The 26070-nt window shown below is 46.0% G+C and carries 17 protein-coding genes; 9 read left to right on the forward strand and 8 right to left on the reverse strand.

Annotated elements, in window-relative coordinates; translation table 11 throughout:
- The first annotated feature begins 213 nt into the window (after window positions 1-213).
- Window positions 214-1920 (forward strand): ABC transporter permease, encoded by a 1707-nt coding sequence (locus tag ACT7WV_RS06865; RefSeq protein WP_445102191.1) that lies wholly within the window; start codon window positions 214-216, stop codon window positions 1918-1920.
- 33 nt (window positions 1921-1953) lie between these two features.
- Here ACT7WV_RS06865 and ACT7WV_RS06870 read toward each other — a convergent pair whose 3' ends face one another.
- Entirely contained in the window at window positions 1954-2388 is a 435-nt protein-coding gene (locus tag ACT7WV_RS06870) for an NUDIX domain-containing protein (protein ID WP_445102192.1), read from the reverse strand.
- Between the two features lie 265 nt (window positions 2389-2653).
- Here ACT7WV_RS06870 and malQ point away from each other — a divergent pair, with 265 nt between their 5' ends.
- On the forward strand, window positions 2654-4159 hold the full coding sequence (gene malQ, locus ACT7WV_RS06875) for a 4-alpha-glucanotransferase (protein ID WP_445102193.1): 1506 nt from the start codon (window positions 2654-2656) through the stop codon (window positions 4157-4159).
- A 76-nt stretch (window positions 4160-4235) separates the two neighbouring features.
- Here the strand turns inward: malQ and ACT7WV_RS06880 are convergent, their stop codons facing one another.
- Window positions 4236-5012 carry a helix-turn-helix domain-containing protein gene (locus tag ACT7WV_RS06880; RefSeq protein ID WP_445102194.1) on the reverse strand — a complete coding sequence of 259 codons (777 nt, stop codon included), beginning with the start codon at window positions 5010-5012 and terminating at the stop codon, window positions 4236-4238.
- Between the two features lie 40 nt (window positions 5013-5052).
- Entirely contained in the window at window positions 5053-5799 is a 747-nt protein-coding gene (locus ACT7WV_RS06885; RefSeq protein ID WP_445102195.1) for a pseudouridine synthase, read from the reverse strand.
- Between the two features lie 524 nt (window positions 5800-6323).
- Between ACT7WV_RS06885 and ACT7WV_RS06890 the strand changes: the two genes are divergently transcribed.
- Together ACT7WV_RS06890 and gghA are read left to right on the forward strand one after the other, a co-directional pair.
- The gene (locus ACT7WV_RS06890; protein WP_445102196.1) at window positions 6324-7064 is read left to right on the forward strand and encodes an LmeA family phospholipid-binding protein; all 741 of its coding nucleotides are present in this window, start codon (window positions 6324-6326) and stop codon (window positions 7062-7064) included.
- A 192-nt stretch (window positions 7065-7256) separates the two neighbouring features.
- Window positions 7257-9716 carry a glucosylglycerol hydrolase gene (gghA, locus tag ACT7WV_RS06895; RefSeq protein WP_445102197.1) on the forward strand — a complete coding sequence of 820 codons (2460 nt, stop codon included), beginning with the start codon at window positions 7257-7259 and terminating at the stop codon, window positions 9714-9716.
- A gap of 167 nt (window positions 9717-9883) precedes the next feature.
- On the opposite strand, the gene ACT7WV_RS06900 is transcribed toward gghA, so the two are convergent.
- The 5 genes from ACT7WV_RS06900 to plsX all read right to left on the reverse strand — a co-directional run bounded on the left by ACT7WV_RS06900 (window position 9884) and on the right by plsX (window position 15645).
- Entirely contained in the window at window positions 9884-11065 is a 1182-nt protein-coding gene (locus ACT7WV_RS06900; RefSeq protein WP_445105591.1) for an aldo/keto reductase, read from the reverse strand.
- Window positions 11066-11365: 300 nt separating this feature from the next.
- Window positions 11366-12076 carry a ribose-5-phosphate isomerase RpiA gene (gene rpiA, locus ACT7WV_RS06905; RefSeq protein ID WP_445102198.1) on the reverse strand — a complete coding sequence of 237 codons (711 nt, stop codon included), beginning with the start codon at window positions 12074-12076 and terminating at the stop codon, window positions 11366-11368.
- A 355-nt stretch (window positions 12077-12431) separates the two neighbouring features.
- Complete coding sequence (locus ACT7WV_RS06910; RefSeq protein WP_445102199.1) at window positions 12432-13274, reverse strand: prohibitin family protein; 843 nt, start codon at window positions 13272-13274, stop codon at window positions 12432-12434.
- Window positions 13275-13468: 194 nt separating this feature from the next.
- Complete coding sequence (locus ACT7WV_RS06915) at window positions 13469-14467, reverse strand: beta-ketoacyl-ACP synthase 3 (RefSeq protein ID WP_463424227.1); 999 nt, start codon at window positions 14465-14467, stop codon at window positions 13469-13471.
- A gap of 128 nt (window positions 14468-14595) precedes the next feature.
- Window positions 14596-15645, reverse strand: coding sequence for a phosphate acyltransferase PlsX (gene plsX, locus ACT7WV_RS06920; RefSeq protein ID WP_445102201.1), 1050 nt, complete (start codon window positions 15643-15645; stop codon window positions 14596-14598).
- A gap of 195 nt (window positions 15646-15840) precedes the next feature.
- Between plsX and ACT7WV_RS06925 the strand changes: the two genes are divergently transcribed.
- The 5 genes from ACT7WV_RS06925 (at window position 15841) to ACT7WV_RS06945 (ending at window position 26031) form a co-directional block, all read left to right on the forward strand.
- Complete coding sequence (locus ACT7WV_RS06925; protein WP_445102202.1) at window positions 15841-17190, forward strand: D-alanyl-D-alanine carboxypeptidase; 1350 nt, start codon at window positions 15841-15843, stop codon at window positions 17188-17190.
- A gap of 313 nt (window positions 17191-17503) precedes the next feature.
- A complete protein-coding gene (locus ACT7WV_RS06930) occupies window positions 17504-19345 on the forward strand; it encodes a hypothetical protein (RefSeq protein ID WP_445102203.1) in 1842 nt (613 codons plus the stop codon).
- On the forward strand, window positions 19342-21801 hold the full coding sequence (locus ACT7WV_RS06935; protein ID WP_445102204.1) for a tetratricopeptide repeat protein: 2460 nt from the start codon (window positions 19342-19344) through the stop codon (window positions 21799-21801). The genes ACT7WV_RS06930 and ACT7WV_RS06935 overlap by 4 nt, the downstream gene beginning before the upstream one ends.
- A 74-nt stretch (window positions 21802-21875) precedes the next feature.
- Complete coding sequence (locus ACT7WV_RS06940; protein ID WP_445102205.1) at window positions 21876-23228, forward strand: glycosyl hydrolase family 8; 1353 nt, start codon at window positions 21876-21878, stop codon at window positions 23226-23228.
- 196 nt (window positions 23229-23424) lie between these two features.
- A complete protein-coding gene (locus ACT7WV_RS06945) occupies window positions 23425-26031 on the forward strand; it encodes a cellulose biosynthesis cyclic di-GMP-binding regulatory protein BcsB (RefSeq protein WP_445102206.1) in 2607 nt (868 codons plus the stop codon).
- Window positions 26032-26070 lie beyond the last annotated feature (39 nt).

Below are 26070 nucleotides of genomic sequence, written 5' to 3' on the forward strand. Positions count from 1 at the left end.
TAGACTTATGGAAAAAATCGCGGTTATTCAAAAAACAGATATTATTGACACCTAGGAGATAGAATTGGGAAAATTCCTTAATAATAACCACAAATAATTGAGATTAGTGTTCAAGAAGTTACTGCAATAGATTATGATAAAGACTCTGTAAATTGAGTAGGCCCGAGAGCTTACTCAAATCGCCCTGATTGTAGAGAACAGGGTCCTGTAGAGATGGAAAAACCCACTAGACATTCATCCACTGCTTTAGCAAATTTCCTCACGAGGTCGAGAGTTAGCCTAGTAAAACCTAGCGGCTGGACTGTTTTGGTAGCAGTAATTGCCCTGCTAGTATCAACACCAGTGTTATCAGTTTTAAGCAACATCTTCGTTGACTCTGGCGACCTTTGGCAGCATCTCGCCCAGACAGTCTTGTGGAGTTATATCACCAACTCATTCTTACTGATGGTTGGTGTGGGGCTTTGCGTGTCAGTAATTGGTGTGGGAACAGCATGGCTAGTCACGATGTGTCGCTTTCCGGGTTCTCGTTTATTTGAATGGGCGCTACTGTTGCCTCTAGCTGCACCTGCCTATGTACTTGCCTATACCTACACCGACTTTTTAGAATTTGCCGGTCCCGTGCAAAGTTTCCTCCGTGACTTGACGGGTTGGGGTTATGGAGATTACTGGTTCCCCAACATCCGCTCCCTCGGCGGTGCGATCGCGATGCTGACTTTGGTACTGTATCCTTACGTTTATCTGTTAACCAGAGTTGCCTTTTTAGAGCAGTCGGTATGTGCTTTAGAAGCAAGCCGTGCGCTAGGCTGTGGTCCATGGCGCAGTTTTGCTACCATCGCCTTACCCTTGGCACGACCTGCAATCGTCGCTGGTGTATCTCTAGTACTCATGGAAACACTCAACGACTTTGGCACGGTGCAGTATTTTGGCGTTGACACATTCACGACAGGTATCTACCGTACCTGGTTTGGTTTCGGGGAGCGAGTAGCAGCATCTCAGCTAGCAGCTTTTCTGTTGTTATTTATTCTCTGCCTAATTTTGCTAGAGCGTTGGTCACGTCGTCGAGCGCGATATTATCGTAGTTCCGGCACAGACCGTCCTCTACAGGATTATCAACTAAAGGGGTGGCGTGGGCTAGGTGCAACGTTAGCTTGTCTTGTGCCAGTAAGCCTGGGTTTTATGCTACCAGCAGCCATCTTGCTACAGATGACCATTACTAATGCCACAACTACTATAGATGACCGTTTTTGGAGCTTTGCTAGTCATAGTTTTACCCTAGCTGTGGTTACCGCCACTCTAGCAGTAGTGATTTCCTTACTGATGGCCTATGGGTTAAGGCTGCGCTCTAATTTAGGAATGCTCTTCGCTGCACGCATCGCCTCAATGGGCTACGCTGTACCTGGTTCAGTAATCGCCGTGGGCATCCTTATCCCTCTGGGTCAATTGGACAACACCATCGATGCCTGGATGCGTGCCACTGTTGGCATCTCCACCGGTCTTCTCTTGAGCGGTACAATCACAGCCTTAGTATTTGCTTATTTAGTTCGCTTCCTGGCAGTTTCCTTCGGTAGTATTGAGTCAAGTTTAGGCAAAATTACGCCGAATCTTGATGACGCTGCCCGTTCCCTCGGTTATGAACCGCGTCAGACCCTACTAAAAGTCCATATACCAATGATGTGGGGCAGCCTACTAACCGCGGGAATACTAGTATTTGTCGATGCGATGAAAGAGCTGCCAGCTACTTTAATTATCAGACCTTTTAATTTTGATACACTGGCAGTCCGAGTCTACAACCTTGCTTCCGACGAACGACTAGCTGAGGCAGCAGGGCCAGCACTGGCAATTGTCCTAGTCGGGATTATTCCGGTAATTTTTCTCAGCTTGAGGATTGCCCAATCTAGAATCGCTCAAGTCAAAAATTAACCGAGGAAACTCCTGAAAAACTCAGCAAAATAATTACCAAGACAAACGGGGTCGCAATCCATAATGACGGTAACGCCAGTAATCTCGTAATATCTGATCGTGGTCAAAACAAAGGTTAGTGGGAAAATCCCAAGAGTGAAAAATTCCCAGGTTTTTAGCATCATCAGCCGCTTGAGGCTCGCCAGTTGCTGCGGCTAAAAATACAATACTCAGAGTATGCTGTCGTGGGTCTCGGCCGGGATCTGAATAGACCTGAAACTGTTCAATCAACTCTACCGACAAACTAATTTCTTCAGCAGCTTCCCGCACGGCTGCGGTTTGAGCCGATTCACCGTAATCCATAAAACCGCCGGGAATTGCCCAGCCCAGTGGGGGATTGTGGCGTTCTATCAAGACAATCGGTCGATGAGGTCGGTCTACTAATTCGACAATGATATCAACGGTGGGAGTAGGATTTCGATAAGTCACGATCAGGCTTAGAAGGTTGAAGAGGGTGATTGCAGTTTGATTCCCTTTGATCTTAATTATGTCTAAAGGATAATTCTCTACAAACACTGCCTAGGACTGTTTGCTTAACTTGTAGCTTAGGTTAATCTGGGTTGCAGGTCGCAGGTAAAAAAGTTGAAGAACTTAAGGAAGTGGCTTCCAAGCTTCAATCTTTCAACCAGTGCCAATCACTCCTGACCATGGTAAGGTCGATAAATCTTGCCTCCTATCGATATTCATATTCTCTATGCTTTTTCCCAGATCTAGCGGAATTTTGCTGCACCCTACTTCCTTGCCAAGTCGCTATGGCATTGGTGACTTGGGAACCGAAGCTTATCAATTCATTGATTTTTTAGCTGAGAGTGCCCAGCAATTCTGGCAAGTCTTGCCTTTAGGACCAACTGGGTATGGCAACTCTCCTTACATGTGTTACTCAGCGATGGCAGGCAATCCACTGCTGATTAGTCCAGAGCAATTGCAAAAAAAAGGACTACTCACGGATCAAGATTTGGCCAATTTGCCAGCTTTTCCCCTTGACTCGATAGATTTTGAGCAGGTGGTTGCCTCGAAGAAGGCTCTGTTGCTCAAAGCCTGCGATAACTTCAAAGCTCACGCTTTGGCAGAGCAGCAAGCAGAATTTGCTACTTTCTGTGAACATCATACTAGCTGGCTGGAAGACTATGCCTTGTTTATGGCATTGCACAACACCTTTGGAGATGCTAGCTGGAATAAATGGGAGCCAGAAATTGCTAAGGCAGAACCCAAGGCGAAGCAAGAGTGGCGTGAGAGATTAAGCGACAAAATTTACTTCCAAAAATACTTACAGTTTGAGTTTTTTCGTCAGTGGTCATGGCTAAAGCAGTATGCCAACCAGCGCAATATTAGGATTATTGGCGATATACCGATTTATGTGGCTCACAACAGTGCCGATGTTTGGGCTCATCGGGAAAATTTTGCCATTGATCAAGAAACGGGTGAACCCGCGCTGATGGCAGGTGTCCCCCCTGATTATTTCAGTGAAACTGGCCAATTGTGGGGAAATCCGGTTTATGACTGGGAGCGGTTAGAGAAGGATGACTTTCACTGGTGGGTGCAACGCTTCCAAGCAATGCTGGAATATGTAGATGTGGTTCGGATTGACCATTTCCGAGGCTTTGAGGCTTACTGGGAAGTCGAGCAGGGCGAAACGACTGCCATGAATGGACGGTGGGTTGAAGGACCAGGAGAAGTATTTTTTAAGGTTCTCAAGGAGAAATTAGGCTACCTACCGATCATTGCCGAAGATTTAGGCGTGATCACCCCAGAAGTAGAAGCGCTGCGGGACTGCTTCGATTTTCCTGGTATGAAGATTTTGCATTTTGCTTTTGGGGGGGGACCAGATAATCCCTATTTACCTTTTAACTTAGACCGTAACTTTGTTGTCTACCCTGGCACCCACGATAACAATACAACCGTAGGCTGGTTCAAGCAGATCCCAGAATACGAAAGAGAAAACGTTATCCGTTACCTCGGTCATCTTAGCCCCGAAGGCATCAATTGGGATTTGATTCGATTAGCATTCAGTAGTGTAGCGAATTTAGCTGTCGTTACAGTTCAAGACCTCTTAGATCTTGACTCAGATGCCCAAATGAATATGCCTAGCACTACCGAAGGTAACTGGAAATGGCGCTACCGACCGAATGCGTTGACACAGGAGTTAAGCGATCGCCTGAAAACGATGGTCTATACCTACGGTCGTGGTCCCAATCATTAAATCACTAAATTGAAGGTTGAAAGGTTGAGGTTTGCTTACCCAACTTTCAACTTTCAACTCGCTGATTATTCAACTCCTAGGATTTGGGATTAGCAGCAAACGTCAGTTCCTCTACTTCACCCTGAGAACCCATCTTTTTGGCAATTTCGTCATTAAACTCAACCATGACTCCTCCAGCATTACCAGCCCTGATAGTCAGTTGTTGATCGGCGACCCAGGTACGCTGCGTTCCCTCTTCTAAGATGTCTTCAAATTCCGTCTTGCCATCTGCGACTACCCGAATCCAAGACCTTTCTTTGAGAGTAACACCCACTTGCACCGGTTTATTTTGACTAGGGGCTTTACCTGGGGTGCCTTGAGAAGAGTCTAACTGCTGTTGTGGCTTATTAGGTTCCGGTAAGTTGGCTGTTTGCCAGGAATCTCGCTCAATGCTGACCACCTGTACGGCAGAGCGACTGACCAGTAAGGAGAGCCCACTTACTGCAGCAATCACCAGACCTACGTAGAGTAAATAAAGGTGAAGCGGTCGTAGTTGAGCTGCTGGCAAGTTTCGCCAACAAGGCTTTATGTAACTTATACCTGACCCAGTAGGAAAAGCACTGGCGAACTCTGCCCCATTGAGACCTAGAGCGTCCGCAAAGCGCCTAATAAACCCTTGAATATAAACTGGTTCTGGCAATTGTTCCAGCCTGCCTTCTTCAATCGCATTCAACAACCGTGGTTGAATTCTGGTAATTGCCGCAACTTCCTCTAAAGGAATAGACTGTTGAGTGCGATACTGGCGGAGGCGAGACCCTAATTCTTCGAGTTTCTCAACTTGTTCTTGCTGAACATGGAGTTTATTCTCCTTCATATACGCTACTCCTTGATCTCTGCTAGCACTTTTACTGATGTTAGGTGGACTCGGTTTTGAGGAAATGGATTTCAAAGTCTTTAAGATAACGATAATGACCACTTTTTAATATCGGTTCACCTGGCAGTTGCAATGGGATCGAACCAATTGCAGTGCGATGCAGATGAATCACTGGATAGCTTAGCAGTTCAGCGACACGACGAATCTGGCGGTTTCTTCCTTCTCTCAACACAATTTCTAAAAGTGTTTCCTGATGCCCCTGCTCAAGTACTCGAACACTAGCCGGTAAAGTCTTTTTACCCGACAGAGTAACACCCTGACGCCAAATTTGTAGCACTGATTTTGATGGATGACCTTGCACCCAAACTTGATAAATTTTAGAAATATGATGACGAGGATGGGTCAAACGAAATGTCATTGCACCATCATTAGTTAGTAATAATGCACCTGTTGATTCTGCATCTAAGCGTCCCACCGGATGAATCCCCTGACCTTCTCGGATTTTCTGAGGCAGTAAATCAAGAATAGTAATACGCCCATGAGAATCATGGCAAGTGGAAACTACTCCCAAGGGTTTGTTGAGCAACAGATAAATAGGTTGCGGACGGTCATCTGACTTAACAAGTTTCCCATCTATTTCGATCAAATCCTCTACTGGGTTAGCTTTTTGTCCGAGATTAACCACAGTGCCATTGAGCCGAACACGTCCTGCTAAGATCATTTGTTCAGCTTGACGCCGTGAGGCAATACCCCACTGTGAAAGAATTTTTTGTAATCTTTCCTCCATGGTCACACTACTAAGTAAGCTATTTTGTCAATGAGAAGAGTAAGCCTAGAATCATACTACCTACCGCAATATTGCCAGCATTGTAGACAAGCCTTAGTTGCTAGTCAGTTTGTAGTTTGCTGGTTGTACTGGTTTTAACCCCACAACTAATCTCTACCTCACAGCAATGTCCGGGAAAAGCGATCCTCCACTCTTCAGGTAACCTCTAAAAATAACTTGTTCTCCTCTAGAGTCAGTCTATGTCTAGCTCCAGTAAATCTAGACCATTTACAAACATTACCAAGAATGGGGATAACTGCAAGTCTCTCGCTCTGGGGCGAGAACACAGCAAAAGCTTAAATCAACTAGTCACCTATGTATTAAACTAAGCCATCAAGCATTTAAGCAACCCTGTGTCAATGATCAACAGAAGATTTTTCTCCACTTTACCAATAGTTAATACTACCAAAACCCTTATCGAACTTGGCTTATAGCCAACAATTACAGCAGAACATTTAAAGATTACTCCTTTTTGAGGTGTTTTTGTGCTTGAAACTGCAAAAGCGGTCAATCCCCAAAAAAACCAGATTATTAGTCAAGTTGTCTCTCCAGCATTGTGGCTGTGGTTGAGGTCGCAAGTTGAGCAAGTTGAAAACTTGCAGTTCAATATTATTGGGGGTAATCGGCAGATTCTCACCGGTCACATCCCCACCGTCTCGATCACCGCAAGCCATGCGGTTTATCAAGGGATACACCTTAGCTTCCTGGAACTTGAAGGTAAGGGTATTCGCTTCAACCTAGGTCAGTTACTTAAGGGTAAGCCCCTACGCCTGCTAGAAACTGTACCAGTAGCTGGGAAGCTTCTAGTTACAGCTAACGATCTCCAAGCCTCCCTGAAAGCACCCTTGTTGGCCACAGCTTTGACTAATTTACTCGGTGAATTGCTCAGAGTTGACGAAACTAATAATCTGGTCGATAAATTACAACAGACACAAATCAACTGGCAACGAATTGAGCTTGAGGCAGGAGGGTTAACACTGAGTGGTAATCTGACAGATACTAATTTGATCCCTAGACCAATAGTAATTCGCGCAGGTCTGCAACTAACAACGGGGCATACCTTACTACTAGATCCCCTGGAAATTCAGCTACACCAGGACACGCCGCCATTCAACTTAGACGGCTTCTTGCTAGATTTAGGTTCAGAAGTTGATTTATTAGAACTCACTCTGACTCCAGCAGAATTGAAGTGTTGCGGATGCCTAAGTGTAATTCCTGAGGCCTGAAATAAGACAAACTCACGAAGTAGTAAAAAATCTTACCGAATTTTTGCATTTCCACGAGAGTTTCTGCTGTTAAACTTTACTGGATTATTAAGTAGGAGCGATTTGAGCAGATAAGTTTAGCAAATCGTCAGATAGTTCTGGTTAAAAATCCACTCCTACAAAATTTGGGTATTGGTTGCGAGATAAGTAACTGTGATTATCGATACAAAAGACTCTCTAAGACTAGTTGAAGACGCGACCCAAGAATTGCTTGATTGGGCAGTAGCCATTGAGCAATCGGACGCTACCTATTTTGAAAAAGCTCAAACTATAGTCAGGCGATTAGGTGCTCATTACCGTCCTGACGGGTTGACAGAAATCGGCTTCTGGATACCAGAACTCACCGGAGAGGTGATGCGACAAATGGATGTCTATTTGGAGGTCTTAACACCCCTTGAGCCGATTAACTTACGCGCTACCGAACAGATTGTCACCTTTTATCGCAATCGCCTGAGATTAAAGCAGTATGGTGAATATTTTTGGGGAGTAATTGCTGGGATGCAACCCGGTAGCCGGAATCAAGTAGGTTCATTTTACTGGCTACGCTATCTAGATCTACAAGAAAAGCTGCGAGCGATTCGAGATGTTGTACCCTATTCTCTGCCTTACGGCGTTTTTGGCCCCGCAGAACTCTATGACATAAACAGCTTACAGCAACAGAGAACCGACCTCGGCTACTTCCAACGCACTGCGTCTTCAGAACCGGACAAAATTGCTCGTGTTCCTGCACCAATAAACATTTTGCAACTCCATGTAGGTACTGCCTCCAAGGAAGGAACTTTCGAGGGGTTAACGCGTATTTATCGCCAAATTTCCGATAAATTGGCAAAAAGAATCCCCTTAACACCAGCCGAAGAAAACTACATTGGTTACGATGCAGTACAGTTATTGCCCGTCGAACCGACTATTGAATATCGAGACGAGTACTCTCCAGAGAGCGAGTTTTTCTCCTTTATCTCTGGTCAAGGCAATTACCTGCAAATACAACTGAAAAAATCCATTACCCAAGACTGGGGCTACGATGTACCCATCTTAGGTTCAAGTGCCACTAATCCAGCAATTTTGGGCAGCTTGCGTCCCGATGAAGTTGTAGACTTTATTGCCACCCTACATAACTTCTCTTCTGGTCCAATCCAACTGATTTACGACCTAGTTTACGGTCATGCCGATAATCAGTCAGAGTTACTGCTCAATCGCCAGTTCCTCAAAGGCCCTAATATGTATGGCCAGGATTTGAACCACCAACAGCCAACTGTGCGGGCGATTTTCCTGGAAATGCAAAGGCGTAGGATTAATGATGGAATTGACGGCATCCGAGTTGACGGTGGTCAAGACTTCCGCTTTTTTAACCCCCTCTCCGGTCGAGTAGAGCAAGATGACGCTTACCTACTGGCAATGAGCGATCTCGTCCAAGAAATTGGCCCTCACCAACGGCTGTTGTTCACCATCTATGAAGATGGTCGTCCTTGGCCGCAAGAAGGTTGGGAAGAAATTTCTACCTACCGCGACTTGGTTACACTGAAGCCGGATTCCTACCAATGGGGACCGCTGATTTTTGCTCACAATACTCCCGCCCTAGAAAAATTTTGGGATAAAAAGTGGCGTCGGGTCTGTGAGGTGATCTTCGAGGGCGAAAATTGGATCACGGGTTGTGCTAACCACGATACGGTAAGGCGCGGCAATCAAATCGACCCCAACGGCTCGATTAACTGGCATTTGGGCAACACTCTGCCAGAAGTGCTGAAAAATGCCTATGACAATCCGGCGGTTACGCTGTGGGTTTACGGCTTTAGTCCTGGCTTACCTATGGACTTTATCAATGCCACCATGCGTGCACCTTGGATGTTCTTCCGTAACACAGATGAGCGCTACGGTGTAAAAGTTGCCTCAGAGGAAGTTGGGTTTTTGGATTGGCAAATAACCCCAGAAATCTATGCCTCAGATGACCAGTTCAAGCGTTTGAAGTTAACAGGATTCCGGGATCTCAATCCATTGCAACATTTTGCCAAATTGCTGCAAAAAGCCATCATCGAAACGGATTACAACCTGGCGGAGGTAGTTCAAGCCTGTCAGTCGTTTTGGGAAGAGAAAACTGAAGGCGGGGAGGTTCTTGATCAAGAACAAATGCATAGTCCAGAAATTGCCAACTTCCTCAGAAAACTGAATGTTCCTCGCTTGAAGGCATTCGCTTTGATGTTTATGGAAGATTGCTACGACGCTTGTAATGTATGTCACTACCATGCAGATCTTAGCCCGGTGCAAACCCAATTTAATCTAACTCTGCGTCGCTTCCGCCATAATCATTCCTGGGTGCGTCAGAATCTACAAGGTACAGACCGCTTTAACAAAATCAGCGACGAAGCTAGTACCGTCTACTACGGTGTTCGTTCTAATCCTGAGGATAGCGACGAGCAAGTGGCAATGGTTGCCCATATGGGCGGTGAATCAAAGACGATTACTTTGGGAGACTGGCTACAACTAGACTTAGCTGAGTGGCGTGTAGCGATCGCTTCTCCAGGACTTGAGAGTGGTGATAACCTAGCTAATTTAGAATGTTTTGAGTTAGCTGACTCTCAGGCTTTACTTTTAGAGCGTATTCGCGAAACTGCATAACGGGAAAAGAGAGGTATCGGTAAAAGCAAGCCAACTGCATCTTGACCACCAACTTGAGAGAGTCGTAACTGACACCGTTAGTTGAAGGATGGGAGGATAGTGCTCAACAGAGTAATTATCCTCCTTTAGCTTTTAACCTGCTTTCTTGACCAACCGCTCAAAAAAGTCTATTGCTGCGACAACCGCTTAACAGTTCCCCCCCCTAAAAGCTGATCAGCTTCTTCTAAGAAAGTAGGGATTTTCTCTGCGAAAGGACTCTCTCGTAAACATTCCCACAAATCCAATTCTCTGACTCGCTCTGCCTTAGCACCAGGAAACCAGTGACTAGCATTACCTAAGAGGTTATAGCGCATTTTGGCATAATCAAACATATCGTAAGCGATCGCTAAATTCCTCAACCACAAAATTACTGGAATATTGATACCCCCTGGGGTTTCTTCCGGAGTAGGTAAACCGACATACCACTGGCGCACCCAGTCTTCTCCCAACCGAGCGATCGCTTCTTTTTCCAGGCGTTCTATAATCGGGGGTAAAATTTCCGATACCTGATCCAGCAATTCCACAGCCTTTAAGTGTTCATCAAAATCTGATGGCTGTGAGGCACCTAAACTTAGAGTATGCACCTGGGAATGACTTAAACAAAACAAGTCATTAAACACGATTGGGCTAAGAGGTGCACACAGTTCTACCAACCTTGGCGATGGTTTATAGAGCATTCCCCCCTTGTCTGAGGGGCTAATAATAAAAACCCCCAGATCGTGGCGGGTAGCCGCTTCAATCGCCGGCCAATTGAATTGATTGATGTAGTACCAATGCAGGTTAACATAGTCAAATTGATCGGTTTCAATTGTCTTGACTATCACCTCTGTTGGTCCATGAGTTGAAAAGCCAATAAATCTTACCTTACCCTGTGCTTGTAGCTGCTGCGCCACTTCTAGACAACCACCGGGGCGAATACTATCGTGTAGCAGTTGCAGATTGTTGATACCATGCAGACCCAGTAGGTCAACATAGTCCAGCTTTAGATAAGCTAGGGATTTATTAAACTGACGTAGAAACTCTTGAGGATCTGAGCTCGGGCTAACCTTAGTCTGAACAATCAACTGCTCACGGGGAATTTTAGGCAGAACTCGCCCCAACTGCATCTCAGAAGAACCATAACCACGAGCAGTTTCAATATGATTAATCCCAACTTCGAGAGAACGGTGAATTGTGGCTTCTAGATTCCGCTGATTGTCTTTGGGAATTCGCCACCCTGGAACGTCTTGCCATTTGAACTGATACCTCATCCCGCCGCAGGAGAATACTGGCATCTGCAACTCTGTACGCCCAAATCTTCGATATTGCATCATGGGAGTTGTCAGTCCTCAGGAGTCAGAATTTCAGAACAATTCTAACTTTTGAACTCTGCCTTACATCATGAGACATCTCGCCGAAAGAAGCTTAAACCTTTGTGCTGCCTAAGTCAAAAACTAGTTTTTGGAGAAGTTTATTGTTACCAAATTAATAGAATTTATAGGCTTGTCGCAGGTTAACTAGATAATTATTGACTTATCCCAGATGTCCATAGCACTCCCAAATGATCTATGAGAAAAATTAACTACATATTAGGTAGTTCTCACAATTCATCTAGGATTGCTATCTTGATCTCAAAATTCCCGAATTACGGGCTTACCATCCTTAACTTCTCCCACCAAAACCAAATCTGTCACACCGACAAACAAACCATTCTCCAAAACACCGGGAATATTATTCAGTGTCTTTTCTAACTCGGCTGGGTTAGCGATGCTCTCAAATTTAACATCAATCACCATATTGCCTTGGTCAGTAATTACTGGCCCAGCTTTTCTGACACCCATGCGGAGTTCTGGCTTACCTCCTAGTTTTTCAATGGCACGCATCACTGGAGAAATTGCCATTGGCAGTACTTCTACTGGCAGCAAAAAAGTAGAACCCAAGTGTTCAACTAATTTAGTGCTATCTACTACTACAATAAATTGCGTTGCTAATGAGTCTACAAGTTTCTCTCGAGTATGGGCTGCCCCACCACCCTTGATTAAATTTTTCTGGGGATCAACTTCGTCAGCGCCATCAATTGCCACATCAATATGATCCGTAGCATCGAGAGTTGTCAGAGGAATTCCATACTGCTTTGCCAAGACTTCCGACTGAAAAGAAGTTGGCACACCCTGAATATCTTTGAGTTGACCACTCTGGAGACGATTTCCCAAAAACTCGATCGCATAGGCAGCAGTCGAACCGCTACCTAGACCGACAATCGTACCGGATTTTACGCGATCGGCAGCTGCCTTGGCAACTTCCTGTTTCATTAACTTAACGGGATCAATTTCTGCACTCATGAACAAAATTCCTCTTAACTACGGTGTTACAACTCTTAGATTTACAAAAGATGAAGACCTCTAATAATTTACTATGTATTACGTAAATTTGAATATTTATTTGAAAATAGCTAAATAGTGGATTTTAAAGTAATTTAAATCATGCTTTTTTAAATTTTTAAAAAGTAACTATAGCAATCTTAAATGAATTGTGAGAACTGCATATTTGATCTGTGGTTAATTTTTTTCTCAATAATTTAGGACAGCTATATTTATTTTGACTAACAGTAAATAAATAACCCGCTTTTTTCGTGAAAGCGGGTTACTGTAGAAGTCAAAACTGACAGCGATAAAATAGTTTCTTAACCTAGAAGTTTTACTCCTGAAGATTACCTAGGTTAAAGAGAAAGGGAACACTACTCTTGGAGTCGCTACCCACAACCAAGACTTTCGGCATCTGAGCTCCTCCTTGTCTCCAGGCTTCAATCGCTTCCTTCTGAAGTACCAATTCACCACCTTGAGCTTTCAGGGTTTCCGCGAGTAGTCTTTGAGCCTCGGCTTTACCCTTAGCGCGATTAATATCTCCTTGTGCTTCTTGCTCAGCTTCTCGCGCTACATAGACAGCTCTTTGCGCACGTTGTTCGGCAATTTGTTTATCCTCAACTGCCTTAGAGAACTCTGGGGAAAAGTCTAAGTCAACTACGCTGGTATCAAGTACAATAATTCCGTACTTTTCTAAGCGCTCACCTAAAGCCATATCAAAGTCTTGTTTAAGTTCGTCCCTTTTGGTGATTGCTTCTTCAACTGTTCTCCTGGCGGCAGCGACTTTAAAAGATTCCTGAGTCTGAGGTGCAATAATTTTTGAGACTATATTTTGTAGAGTTCCTTGTGTCCTTCTGATCTTAACTACTTGTGTAGGATCGAGACGAAAGTTAATCGCAAAGCTTGCCGATAAATCTTGCAAATCTTTGGTAGAACTCTGCGCCGGAACTTCAAATTTTTGCACCGTCACATCATACACATCCACTGCTGAAACCAGTGGTGGTTTAATATGGATTCCTTCTAATAAAGCGCCATCTCTGGCTTTACCCAAAATACTGATGACTCCTGCCTGGCCTGGGTTAATAATTACAAAAGAATTAAAGCCGATGAGCAGGACTGCTGCCGCTAAAACTCCTAGAATTATAGATGTAAAGCTTTGTGTAGTCTGAGTTTTCAAGTTTTATTCTCCTTATACAAAGCTACTGGCGACTGTTTCCAGCCTATCAAGGTTCGGAAGCAACTTGTTTAATTCCTCAACTTCTTTTGTAGAAAAACTGCTGGTAGTTCACTGCCAAGTTAGCAATATTTTGGTTCAGTTGATGGCGCTCTTAAAAAACTTGCGACTCAAGTTATCAGCGAAAGCTCGATGCATTACCTTCCCCACTGAAAAATCGCAGAACCCCAAGTTAGTCCAGCACCAAAACCAGAAGCCGCAATAATATCTCCTGGTTTAATTTTGCCTTGCTGCACTCCTTCGTCTAGGACTAGAGGTATAGAAGCCGCAGAAGTATTCCCATAATTACTAAGATTAGTCAAGACTTTTTCACTAGGAATCTTGAGGCGTTGGGCAACAGCATCAAGAATCCTTTGATTCGCTTGGTGTAAAACCAGCCAGTCTACCTGGTCAGTAGTGAGATTAGCCCAGAATAAGGCTTTATCAATGACTTCTGGCACTTTTTGCACAGCAAAACGGTAAACTTCCTTACCGTTCATGGTGATCGGCTGATAGCAGCCTCGACTAACGGTAACACCTTTGACAATTTCTTGAGTGCGTGCATCATATGCTAGCTTCAGCGAGCCATTCTGATTACCATCACTGCGAATTTCAAACCCCAGAAGGCGGTCTTGTTGGTTAGCTTGCATAACCACAGCTCCAGCGCCGTCGCCAAATAACACACAGGTACAACGATCTGACCAATCGACCCAGCGTGAAAGGACATCGGCACCAATGAGCAAGACATTTCTGTAAACGCCTGTACGGATAAACTGGGCTGCTGTCACCATACCAAAGACAAATCCTGAGCAAGCTGCTGTTAGGTCAAAAGCAACTGCATTGGACGCCCCCAATGATGCCTGAATTTGACAAGCACTGCCAAACAAGTCATCGGCTGTCGAGGTTGCTAAGATAATCAGATCCAGGTTCACCGGGGAAAGTCCTGCCATCGCCATTGCCTTGTGAGCAGCAGCGCTGGCCATCTCACTCAGAGAGCCTTGGGCATCCAGCAAACGCCGTTGACGAATTCCCGTCCGAGTCTGAATCCACTCATCAGAAGTCTCAACCATTTGGCTGAGATGATGATTATCGAGAACGGTTTCTGGCTTTGCAGAACCTACCCCAGTGATTGCGATTCCTGCCCCTAATTGATTCAACACTATTCTCCGTCGGTTGCTTGGATGTACAGAAGTTGAGGGGTAAGGGGTAACGAATCAAAATCGAGCAACCGAGAAAAAAAAGAGTCATTGATTGTGCCAACTCCTGACCTGTGACTCCTCACTCCTCACTCCTCACTTTTCTGAATACTAGCTGCTGATTGCTCGATGTTTTTGAAACTTTGGGACTGAATTCTCTCCAGGACACAATTATCGATCGCTTCTTTGGCTAAGCGAATTGCATTAAAGATTGACGGTGCCTGAGAGCTGCCATGACTAATAATACAAATTCCTGCTACTCCCAACAGCAATCCGCCTCCGTGTTCTGCATGGTCGATACGCTGCTTAATGCGCCTGAGGTTAGGTTTGAGTAAAGCTGTACCCAACTGACCTGTTATACCGTGAGGCAATTCCTCCCGCAGAATTTGCAGCACCACCTCACCCACAGCTTCGGCAAACTTAAGCAACACATTGCCGACAAACCCATCGCAGACAATTACATCAAAGTTACCTGAAAGAACATCTCTACCCTCAGCGTTGCCGATAAAGGTAACTCGGGAGTTCTCTTGCAGCAACTGGTAAGTGCGGGTTGCCAAATCATTTCCCTTAGAGGGCTCTTCCCCAATATTGAGTAGTCCCACCTTAGGTTCCTTAACACCTAACACATACTGACTGTATACCGTTCCCATCACGGCAAACTGCTCTAGATATTTAGGGCGGCAATCAACATTTGCCCCAACGTCCAAGACGATGACTGGTTTGCCAACTACCAGTGTCGGAAACACTGCGCCAATTGCCGGACGATCAATGCCTCGCAAACGTCCTAAGCGCAGTAGAGCAGAGGCCATGGCTGCTCCAGAGTGACCAGCAGAAACCACAGCATCAGCACGCTTTTTCTTGACTAAATCCATTGCCACGTTAATCGATGCCTTGGGCTTGCGTTTCAAGCTCACCAAAGGCTCCTCTTCCATGGCAACGACGTCTTCAGCAGCTACAATTTCTAGCTGGCACGAACTGGTATGTTGCTTTAGGGAGGATTCAATTTGCTGAGGATCACCCACCAATAAAACCTCTACACCCAACTCGGCCTGTGCCCTAATAGCTCCAGCAACGATTTCTTCAGGGGCGTGATCCCCTCCCATAGCGTCAATTGCGATCCGTGCGCGAGTCGATGCCATTACTCAAAGTTGTAGAAACCTCCAAGATTCTACCAGAAGCCCTACGTGCGGTTCTAAGGAATATGTAACATAAGTTACGCAACTAAAACCTCTGTTCGTAAAACTTTTAGCTTGCTTCAAGCTTAACCCATCGTCGAATCTCTAAAATAAAGCACCATAAACTAAGCACTTTCAACCCACAGCAAAGGAGAAGGGATGTCACCACGATTGCCAAGATTTTGCTCTGAATTGGTAGTTTCTGCCCTAATTATCTCTGGTCTAATGTCTTCAGGAGCAATGGCTCTACTGCGTTCGGTTTGGGCAACCCTGCCCATTAGCCGGAGTACTGCCCAGATATTAGCTTGGCAGGAGATGCCTTTTTTTGCCCTGCCTACCGAATCAGACCCCCTTACTCAGGCAACTATGAGTCAGTACCTCAAAGCCTGGAATGACAAAGGAGCAGCAGCTTCCCAGCAAGGAATATGGATACATTCAGGCCTAAATCTACTTGCCACTCACCAGAGTAAAGTTCCCTTACCCGCAGCTTCGTTGACCAAAATTGCCACAACCTTAGCAGCACTAGAGCGATGGGGGCCAGAGTACCAATTTGAGACTCTAGTTAGCAGCACTGGCCCAGTTAAAGAGGGAGTATTGCAGGGAGATTTGGTGATTACTGGTTATGGTGACCCCTTTTTTATTTGGCAAGAAGCGATCGCTCTTGGCAATAGCCTCGAAGAACTGGGTATCCGTCGAGTCACCGGGAATTTGGTAATTGTCAACAAATTCTACATGAACTATGAGCAAGATCCAGTAATCGCTGGTCAGCAACTCCGACAAGCCATCAACACCAGTCTTTGGTCAAGACTTGCCGCCGCTCGACATCGCTCTCTGCCTCAGGGAACAGCAAAACCACAAGTAGTAATTGCAGGTAAGGTCAAAGTAGCCACAAAGGCTCCGTTTCAAACATCCTTGTTGTTACGCCACCGCTCACTGCCCCTGGCACAAATTCTACGAGAGATGAACATTTACAGTAACAACGACCTAGCAGAGCTGTTAGCACAATCCGTTGGTGGTGCTATAATAACTGCTCAAAGAGCAGCAAGCTATACTGGCATCCCTTTAGCTGAAATTCAGCTAGTTAACGGTTCGGGATTAGGTGTCGATAATCGAATTTCTCCCCGTGCTGTTGTTGCCATGCTGATGGCAATTGAACGATTTTTAGAGCCTCATCAACTGAGGGTTACAGATTTGTTTCCTGTTGCGGGACGTGATCAGGGGGGAACCATGCTGCAACGGCAAATTCCCGTTGGGACTGTTGTTAAAACCGGAACTCTACGACAGGTGAGTGCCTTGGCTGGTGTTATGCCCACAAAAGAGCGTGGTTTAGTCTGGTTTGCCATTATTAACGGCGGCTGGAATATCGGGAATTTTCGGGCAAACCAAGACCAATTCTTAGAGAGTCTATCGCAAAAGTGGGGATCTTTAACCAATGCCGAAACTAATACTAGTGATACTCCTATACTTCTAGGTGATCCTAAACGCAATCAGAAGATTTCCGATTCTTGACACAGTTTTACTTCCGGAAACGTAGTTTCTCCGCTGTAAGTTTATAAGGTAAAAGTTCCCAGTTGACCACTAGGTTCTAATTCGTACTTAACAGCAAAATTTAGCTGGAATAAACAATTTTCATTACTGTTATTACGTTAGCGGTAGGTAATATCAAAATGTGTCCATCAAAAAAAGTTGTTAAAAACATTAAAAATAGAGATATCTTAAAACTAAGATTGGTTAAATCGTGCATAAAATAAATCTCTTTGCTAAATTAGCAACAGGGTGCAGTCAAAGATTGACTAATCAAAAAATCCTGGCGAGGAACTAAATGACTTCCTATGGCGCCCAGCCTGTTATTTTAAATCGTCTATTTCTACTAAAAGTTAACTGGACTAACGCTAAACTAATAGCTATTTTGTGTCTGCTGGGACTAAGTAGTATTAGACCAGCTCAAGCCAATCTTCCTCAGCAACAAAGGATGCTTCAAGAAGAGCTACCGGCTGCTGAGGGAAATAATCATTCCCAGCTTAAGTTGGCTCAGCTACCTAATTTCTCTCAAGCTCAGACTCAACAACCAATTCCACCAGGTTTTACTCCTGGGCAGTATCCCAACTTACCACCAAACACCGTCATGATGGCTATACCAGCCACAGCGGTGCCAGTTAACCCTGGTAACTATAACGCCGTCTCTGGGCAGTATCCCAACTACCCACAAATCATGATCATCATGCCGGTGCCAGCTACAGCAGTGCCAGTCAACTCTGGTAACTACAACGCCGTCTCCGGGCAGTATCCTAACTTGCCGCCCAACACGGTAATGATGGCGGTGCCTAACCCCGGTAACTACAACGCCCTCCCTGGGCAGTATCCTAACTTACCCCCAGCCCAGGCACCATTGCCACCGCCACTACCGACAAGCACAGCCAACCCCGGTAACTACAACGCCGTCTCTGGGCAGTATCCTAACTTACCCCCAGCCCAGGCACCCCTTCCAGAGAGTCCAGTAGCCCTCAACAGCAATAACTCAACTTCCCAAATTGAGTATGACTTCAGACAAACCCAGCAAGTGCTGCCTAATACTGCTGAACCCAACCTTGCACCGTCAATTACCGCTCCCACAACGCAGTTAGGACAGGAGTTGTCCACTCAAGAACCCTTCCCTAGTAGCACCACCCCAGTAAATTCCCCCTCTTTAGACTTCCAAGGAACCTATGTAACTCAAGGCGATCAATCTGTAGCCAGGGCACGCCTGTCTGGTCTTTATCCGCTAACTCCCAGAGTACTGCTTGGTGCCACTATTGATCTGACCAGCGAAGATAACGAGTTAGCAGACTCTCCAGAAGAGGGTTTGAATATCAATGAACTCTATGTAGCGACTGCTCCTGTGGCGGATTTACCTAATCTTCGCTTCGTCGTTGGTCAGTTAGATTTAACTTCTTACTTTGACCGCAACAGTTTTGCTAAAGACGGAGTAACCCATTTCTTTAATCCAGTTTTTCAGACTAATCCCGCCTTGAGTGCTACGGGGATTCTTTCTCGTCCTGGTTTTTTAGTTAATTGGACAGCCAACGATAACTTAGAGGCTAAAGCTGCCGTCTTCTCATCTTCTCGAAATCTGGGTGATTTTTCCTTAGATGGATTTGCTGGAGAAGTTGGTGTACGTTCTGGCAATGCGATTATTCGCGGCACCTATGCCACGGCTAAAGATGCGGGTTCAGATAGTGGCTTCCAGGAAATTTTCTCCGTCCCTCGTGGTGATGATCAATTTGGATTACTCTCAGGCGATCGCGAAGAGTCTTACGGTATTAACGCAGAAGTCTTTGTTCCCGATTTGAACATGGGAATATTTGGGCGCTATGGCCGTTATGAAAACCGCGATTTAGATCAAGGGGGAGATACCTACAGTTTAGGACTCAGTTTCTTAGATGTATTTAGCCCAGATGACCGTTTAGGCTTAGCCTACGGCCGGAACTTATCCAATGAGACACTGCGGCAGGAAAACGGGGATGAAGTGCCAGACGTTTGGGAATTATTCTACGATTTTCGATTTGCACCCAATCTCCGGCTCGGTTTTACCCTTCAGCAACGCGACGGTTTTTCTGATACCTATGCTGGGTTTCGGGTAAAAACAGAATTCAATATCATTCCCCGGCGGAGATTGACCCCATGAATCATGTATTTGGTCAATCCCTAAAACCAAAAGTGCTCTCCTTATTCAGGGAGGGTAATACTGAGTGGCGCTTGAACCTAGTAGATAGGAGGGAGAGGGAAGAGAAGGGGGACAAAGGAGATAGGGGAGAGAAAGTACTAACTTTCCATTTTCCATTTTCCATTTTCCATTTTCTGATCGGCGTTACCATCGCTGGGAGTATGGCAAGTCTAGTGATCTGCGGGCCATTAACCCTTGTGCAAGCTCAGACAATTGCTCAGAATATCACCTCAGCTATACGACAAGGTTTTACCCTGCTTAAGCAAGGGCGAGTTGAGGAGGCAATCAAGTTATTTGAGCAGGCTGTGCGGGGTAACTCTCAGTCCGTAGAAGCTAAGTTGGGTCTAGCAATTGCTTACAGGCGACAAGGGTTAATTGAAGCTGCCTGGGATACTTATCAACAGGTACTTACTCAAGACTCCACTAATGAGCTGGCCCTCAAGTCCCTGGGTTTCTTAGCAAGCTACAAACCAGAGTGGCAGTTACAAGGGATTGAGGCGCTTACGACCTTACTCAATTTAAATCCTAACGACACCGAAGCCCTTGGCTGGCGAGGATTGCTTTACAATTATCAAGGCAAGTTTGCCGAGGCACTAGCAGATTATCAAATTGTGCTACAGGCTAACCCTACACCTGAAGTACTCCTCGGTGCTGCCGAAGCCTACACCTACAGTGGCAACCCCCAGCAGGGACTAGAACTATTTAAGCGTTACCAAGCCACTGGGGAAAAAATGACTGGATACGCTACTCTTGCCTATGCCCGCGCCTTAAGAGAAACTGGTGATTCTAGTCAAGCGGTGACAATTCTGGAAGCTCAGCTAAAACAGTCAACTAGTTTGGATGAACTAGCGATCCAAACTCGTGCCGCACTCTCCCAAGCTTACCTAGCCTCTGGACTTGCTAATCAAGCCTTTGCCGTATTAGAGCCGTTGCAAGGCAGAACTGATGCTGTTTTGCCGTTGGCGCGATCGCTAAATGAAATTCGCAATCAAACCAAAAATGAAGCCCTCGCCTCCTCAGTAGCTAGTCTTTACCGTCAGGCACTAACTGAGAACCCCAATCCTGAACCCAAGCTGTGGCAAGAGGTTGCTGATGTCTTTAGTGGCTTGCCCTCCGAGAGGCAAACAGCCCTGCAACTATATAGACAACTAACAGCTAGTCAACCGAATGACCGCACTCTTTTAGTCAAGCGGCTGGCACTGGAAAGTCAGTTGGGTTTGATTTCTGAGCTGCAACTACGCCAGAGTCTTGCCGCCGCTTTGCAAACTTTGCCCACCAATCCCAGCGAGCAACAACAACTCGCCACTGCCTTAGTCAGAATTGAACCTCCTGGGTCAGAATTGCTGCCCGTCTACCTAAGCCTTCTACAGTCTGGTGTTAATGCACCTTTTTTGAATTTCCGCGTTGCTCAGATGTATATAGAAGCTAATGACCTGCCACAGGCAAGAAATGCTTTGGCAGTTTATACAGCAACTACCCAAGGTGCTCAAGATTTAGCACCGCAATTATTAGCCGCCGAGATTGAGCGTCGCGAGGGTTCTTTAGAAGCTGCTGCTCGACGTTACCAAGGTTTACTGGCCAGTAACTCAGCAGATCAGGATATTCTTAATGCTGCCTTGCGGGGCTTGTCGGGCATTCGCCTTGCCCAGAATCGACCGCAGGAAGCGCTAGCAATTTATGACCAGTTGATTGCTCGGAATCCTCAAGATACTAGATTGCAGTTGGCTCGCGCTAGTCTTGCCTACGAAACTGAGTTGATTTCTGAGTCAGAGGCAGAAGCGGTTCTCAGCTATTGGCTACAGACTCAACCTGCCACCAACTTACCTCCAGAATTGTTTAGCCTAGCTGCAGCACTACCAGCAGACGGGCGGCGGGAACCCCTATACAATTCGCTGCTTCAGATTGACCCTAGCAACATGCCGCTGCAAATTCGCCTGATTCAGGCGATCGCCCAACGCAGTCCAGCTCAAGCAAGGGCAAGAGTAACACAGTTGGTGGCTCGCGATCCTAGCAATATTACTAACTACTTGTTGCAAGGACAACTAGCTCAAGCCATCGATGAGCTAGATCTCGCTAGTCGGGCCTACGAGGTGATATTGTCAGCTCAGCCGAACAATCGAGAAGCCCTAGCTGCTTTAGGGGGAATTCGCTTTCAACAAAGACGTTTTGACTCAGCCAGTGAACTTTATTCTCAAGCGCTTGCCATTAAACCAGATGACTTAGCGCTACGCCAGTCGCTGATTGACCTCAATCGAGCTCAAGATTTACCCCTAAAGGCTCTTGCCCAGCTCGAACAGCTACAACTTGAACAAATGGCGCAGGGGAATCCTGAGAGCAACCTAACGCGACAACGCCAGGAAATTCAAGAAGATTTCTTACGAAGGCGCGGGTTCCAGCCTACCTGGGAACGTTTTTAAGGCGCAAACCAAAAGGATGGTGAACATGGCGGTTTTGGCGATGACCTTAAGGGATACAGCTTTTATCAAGTGTCATGGTTGAAGTAATGGGTAAAAGTAAAATTCGCTCCAGTAAAAAACTTCTTCCTTGTCCCCAGGGTATCTGTCAAATAAAGCTTGACAGGCTACTGGCTATAGGATGTAAAACTTGGCTGAAAACCGCTACCATTGCTGTGTTGTTAAGTTTAGCTGGCTGTATTTCCCCACCTTCGACACAACAGCCAGAAAGTCCCCTATCTCCATCACCAGTCACCCAAAACTCACCAGTGGAGAGTTCTTCCCGTTTACCCGAATCAACGGCTAATCGGCAGCTACTAGAAGAAAGTTGGGGCATCTACCGAGAGCGATTTATTCAAGAAGATGGGCGAGTCATTGACTACGAAGCTAGTGATCGCTCAACCTCCGAAGGGCAAGCCTATGCCATGTTGCGGGCTGTGTTAATTAATGACCGCAAAACCTTTGATCTCACCTTAAATTGGGCGCAAAACAACCTACGTCGGCGTTCAGCTAAGGGTGACTTTCAAGATCAGCTTTGGTCATGGAAGTGGGGAAGCCTTGAGGGAGGTAATTGGGGGCAAATAGACAGTAATTTTGCCAGTGATGCCGATATTGATGCCATTACTGCTCTTATCCTGGCAGCTCGTCGTTGGAATCGCTCTGAATACCTGGATTTAGCGCGACTCAAACTGCAAGACCTTTGGCAATTTTCCACCATAGCTGTACCAGAGGGTCAGCGCTATCTACTCCCCGGGCCAAAAGAAGCTTTTGTCCCCTCAGCATCTACCATCTACCTCAACCCCTCTTATTTTGCCCCCTATGCTTTTCGCCTTTTTGCTCAGGTTGACCCTGAGCATGACTGGCTCAGTTTGGTAGAGAGTAGCTACCAGGCACTAGAAAAGTCTTCCCAGGTTTCCCAAGTAGGCTTACCCAGTGATTGGATTGCTCTGGACACTCAAACTGGGCAATTCAAACCACTACCAACTAGCAGCAAAATTGAGAGCGTCTACAGTTTTGATGCTTACCGTGTTTGGTGGAGAGTTGCTTGGGATGCTGCTTGGTTCCAGTCTCCCGAAGCACTACGTTACCTGCGTACTGCCACCCGGAACCTACAACAGCGTTGGGACTCTTCAGGGCGTCTACCAGCTCGAATCAATCTTCAGGGACGACCGCTAGTTAATTACGAAGCTACTTCCCAATACGCGATGCTCTATTCTGCTTTCAGCGTAATCGCTCCGGACACTGCCAAGCAACTGCTAGCCGAGAAACTTCTACCTCAATATAACCAGGGTGTCTGGGACGACCAATCAGCCTACTACACTCAAAACCTAGTTTGGTTAGCACTACTACCACCGGAAACGATTAATCCCCGACTACTGCAACCCCAGTAGGAAAATCCTTCGTTTTTAGCAGTTACTAGGTGCAAAAGTTGGATATTTTGAATTACTTGTAAAAATTCCTGTGGTTTGCTCATAGTGATTGAATTCTTTAAGTGAATGTTTAGCACTCCTCAAGTTCCGCAATTCACCCGGGAGATAAGTACCAAATTGGTTTTGGTCTTATCAAACAACGATTGACCACATACCTATGAAACCCTCCTTTCGTAACTCCCAACCCACTGCTTCGACTTTCAGATGGCTTCAACGACGGTGGCTATTAGTCTTCTTCAGCACGTTGATCTTAGTGCTGGGGATAAGTACTACCGTCGTGTTTGCCCAAAGCGACAGCAGTCTAGAAAAGCAAGAAAACCAGTTAATCCAGGAGTATGCTTTACCCAGCGCTCCTGCCAAACCTCCAGTTTACAAGCCTCAACCGCCCCGCCCGAGCAAACAGCAGAGTGAACCAGCTCCCCAACGGAAGGCGGCACCTGCGCCTCAACAGAGGGCGGCTCCTGCGCCTCAACAAAGGGCAGCTCCCCAACAATCCCAGGCAGCCCCCGCATCACCACCCCCAAGGCGACGGAACGTTGCCCCTCAAGCGGAATCACCGCCTCCAGTTACTCGCTCTCCCTCCAGAGAACGGCAGGAGACAAGCTCCGCAGAAGATACTCTCGCCGAGTCTCTCCCCGAAAGTCAGTACGTTCTGCAATTCAATCGCTCTCCTGTGGTGGGCAATCGCTTACGCTTGCAAGGCGTCTCGGCAGAAACTAGAGTCGGCTTTACGCGCCCCCGGAGCTGGGAGCCAAAATCTGTCACAGCTAAAGCCTTAATTCGCTTCCAACACTCACCAGCTCTGCTGGCTAATCGCTCTAATTTAACAGTGCTAGTCAATGGCAGGAGTGTCGGCAGTGTACCACTCAATCGCAAAAACTCCGAAGTAGGAAGCGTACTTTTTGATATCCCCAAGGGATTGATTCAGGACTACAATGACCTCTCTATTGTGGCGCAGCAGAATAACGACCCCAAATGCAGCGATCCTGAAGACGTTACCCTGTGGACTGAGATTTTGCCCGATTCACAGGTAGTCTTTAGCTACGCCCTGCAACCACTGCCTCTCAACTTTAGCCGCTATCCCTATCCCTTCTTCGACGAACTTAGCTTAGACCCCAATCGCATCGTTTATTTACTACCGAGGCTCGGTGATGCTTGGCTGACGGCGGCACCTCGTTTCCAAGCTGCCCTAGGGAGGTTAGCAGATTTCCGCCCCACAGAAATTAGTTTGGTCGAAGATCTTAACCAAGTAGAATGGGGCGATCGCTTGGTGGTGATTGGTACTCCTGCTGACCAACCGGCGCTAAAGTCTTTGGATTTACCCTTCACAATTCAAGGTAACCAGATTCTCGATGGTAATCAGTCTGCCCTACCGGAGGATGTTGGCATACTGATGCTCTCAACAACCCTTGATGGTGCTGTTCCTGTGTTAGTTGCCACAGGAAATGGGCTAGAAGGTGTCACCAAGGCCGTACAGTTTTTAGTACAGCCAGACACTAACAAAATCGGGACTGGTCAGGCAATTTTGGTAAGTAACCTGACAGAGGTTCCCACACCACCACTCCACCAATGGCCTCGTTATTTACCGATAGAAAATTCCTTCCAACTCAAAGAGATCGCTACTCAACTCAATGGTCAACCTTTTCAAGACATTACTGTTCGCGGTTCTAATGCACCACCCATAGAGTTTGATTTTCGAGCTTTGCCGGATGATCGGTTTAAACGGGGAAGTTCTATGAAACTGGTTTACAGCTACGGTCCCCAAGTTAATCCCAGAACCTCGGCTGTAGAAGTTTTGCTTGATGGAATTTTTATTGGTGGAGCGAGGTTAAACTCGGAAAACGGTGCTATTCGTAAAACCCTGAAGGTGGATTTACCCCCTGCCTTAGTCAAGCCTGACTCGAAAATTCAAGTTGCATTTCGGCTTAATCCCAGAGAACCGGAGCAGTGTGGTAATGTTACCGACGAACAACTTACAGGCACAGTTCACGCCGATACCAGCTTCAAACTTAATCGAGAAACTTCTATTGAATTGCCGGATCTAAAACTGCTGCGGTCGGGTTTTCCCTTCGCAGCTCCTCAAGACCTCTCGAATACAGCGATTGTTTTACCCAATTCTAGTTCTAATACAGATCTGCTGACTCTACTTACCTTGAGCGATCGCTTAGGAAGATTGAGTCGCTCGGAATCTATCAAATTAGCAACTTATACCACTGATAACTTACCCTCAGAAATCTCTAAAACCCACCATCTTGTAGGAATTGGTAACTGGGAAAACTTTCCTTTCCAAGAGGCGTTTACTGCCAGTGGTTTTAGTTTAGGTAATGCTTCTTTGCGCCAATCGCGTCAAGGTAGTATTCAAACCCTGCCTGATACCGAAGGCGTGATTAAAGAAGTTGTCTCTCCTGATAACCGACAATTAGTAATTTTGGCTCTCACTGGTCAAACCGACAGTGGCTTAGATTTAGTACGCCAGATCCTGAGTAAAGATTCCTGGTTCTTCCAATTACAGGAGGATACAGCACTTATTAGTAGCAACCCGCAAAGCCTTTATAGCGATGAATCCGATGCCTACAAGCTGGAATTTTTACAAAACTCCTCTTCGACAACACGTCTCGAAAATACGACGCCTCTGAGCAAAGTATCTCGCTTTTTTCAGAATAATTGGTTGTTTCTACCCTTGGGCATTTTGCTGATCGCACTGCTGCTTTATGGCGTTGCTCAGCTATCTCTTAAGCGCATTACCGATAGAAAGAGTCATTAGTTCTTGATTACTGAAAGTCTTAACCCCCTCACTTAAAAC

Source organism: Symploca atlantica LB2515, from assembly GCF_052546295.1.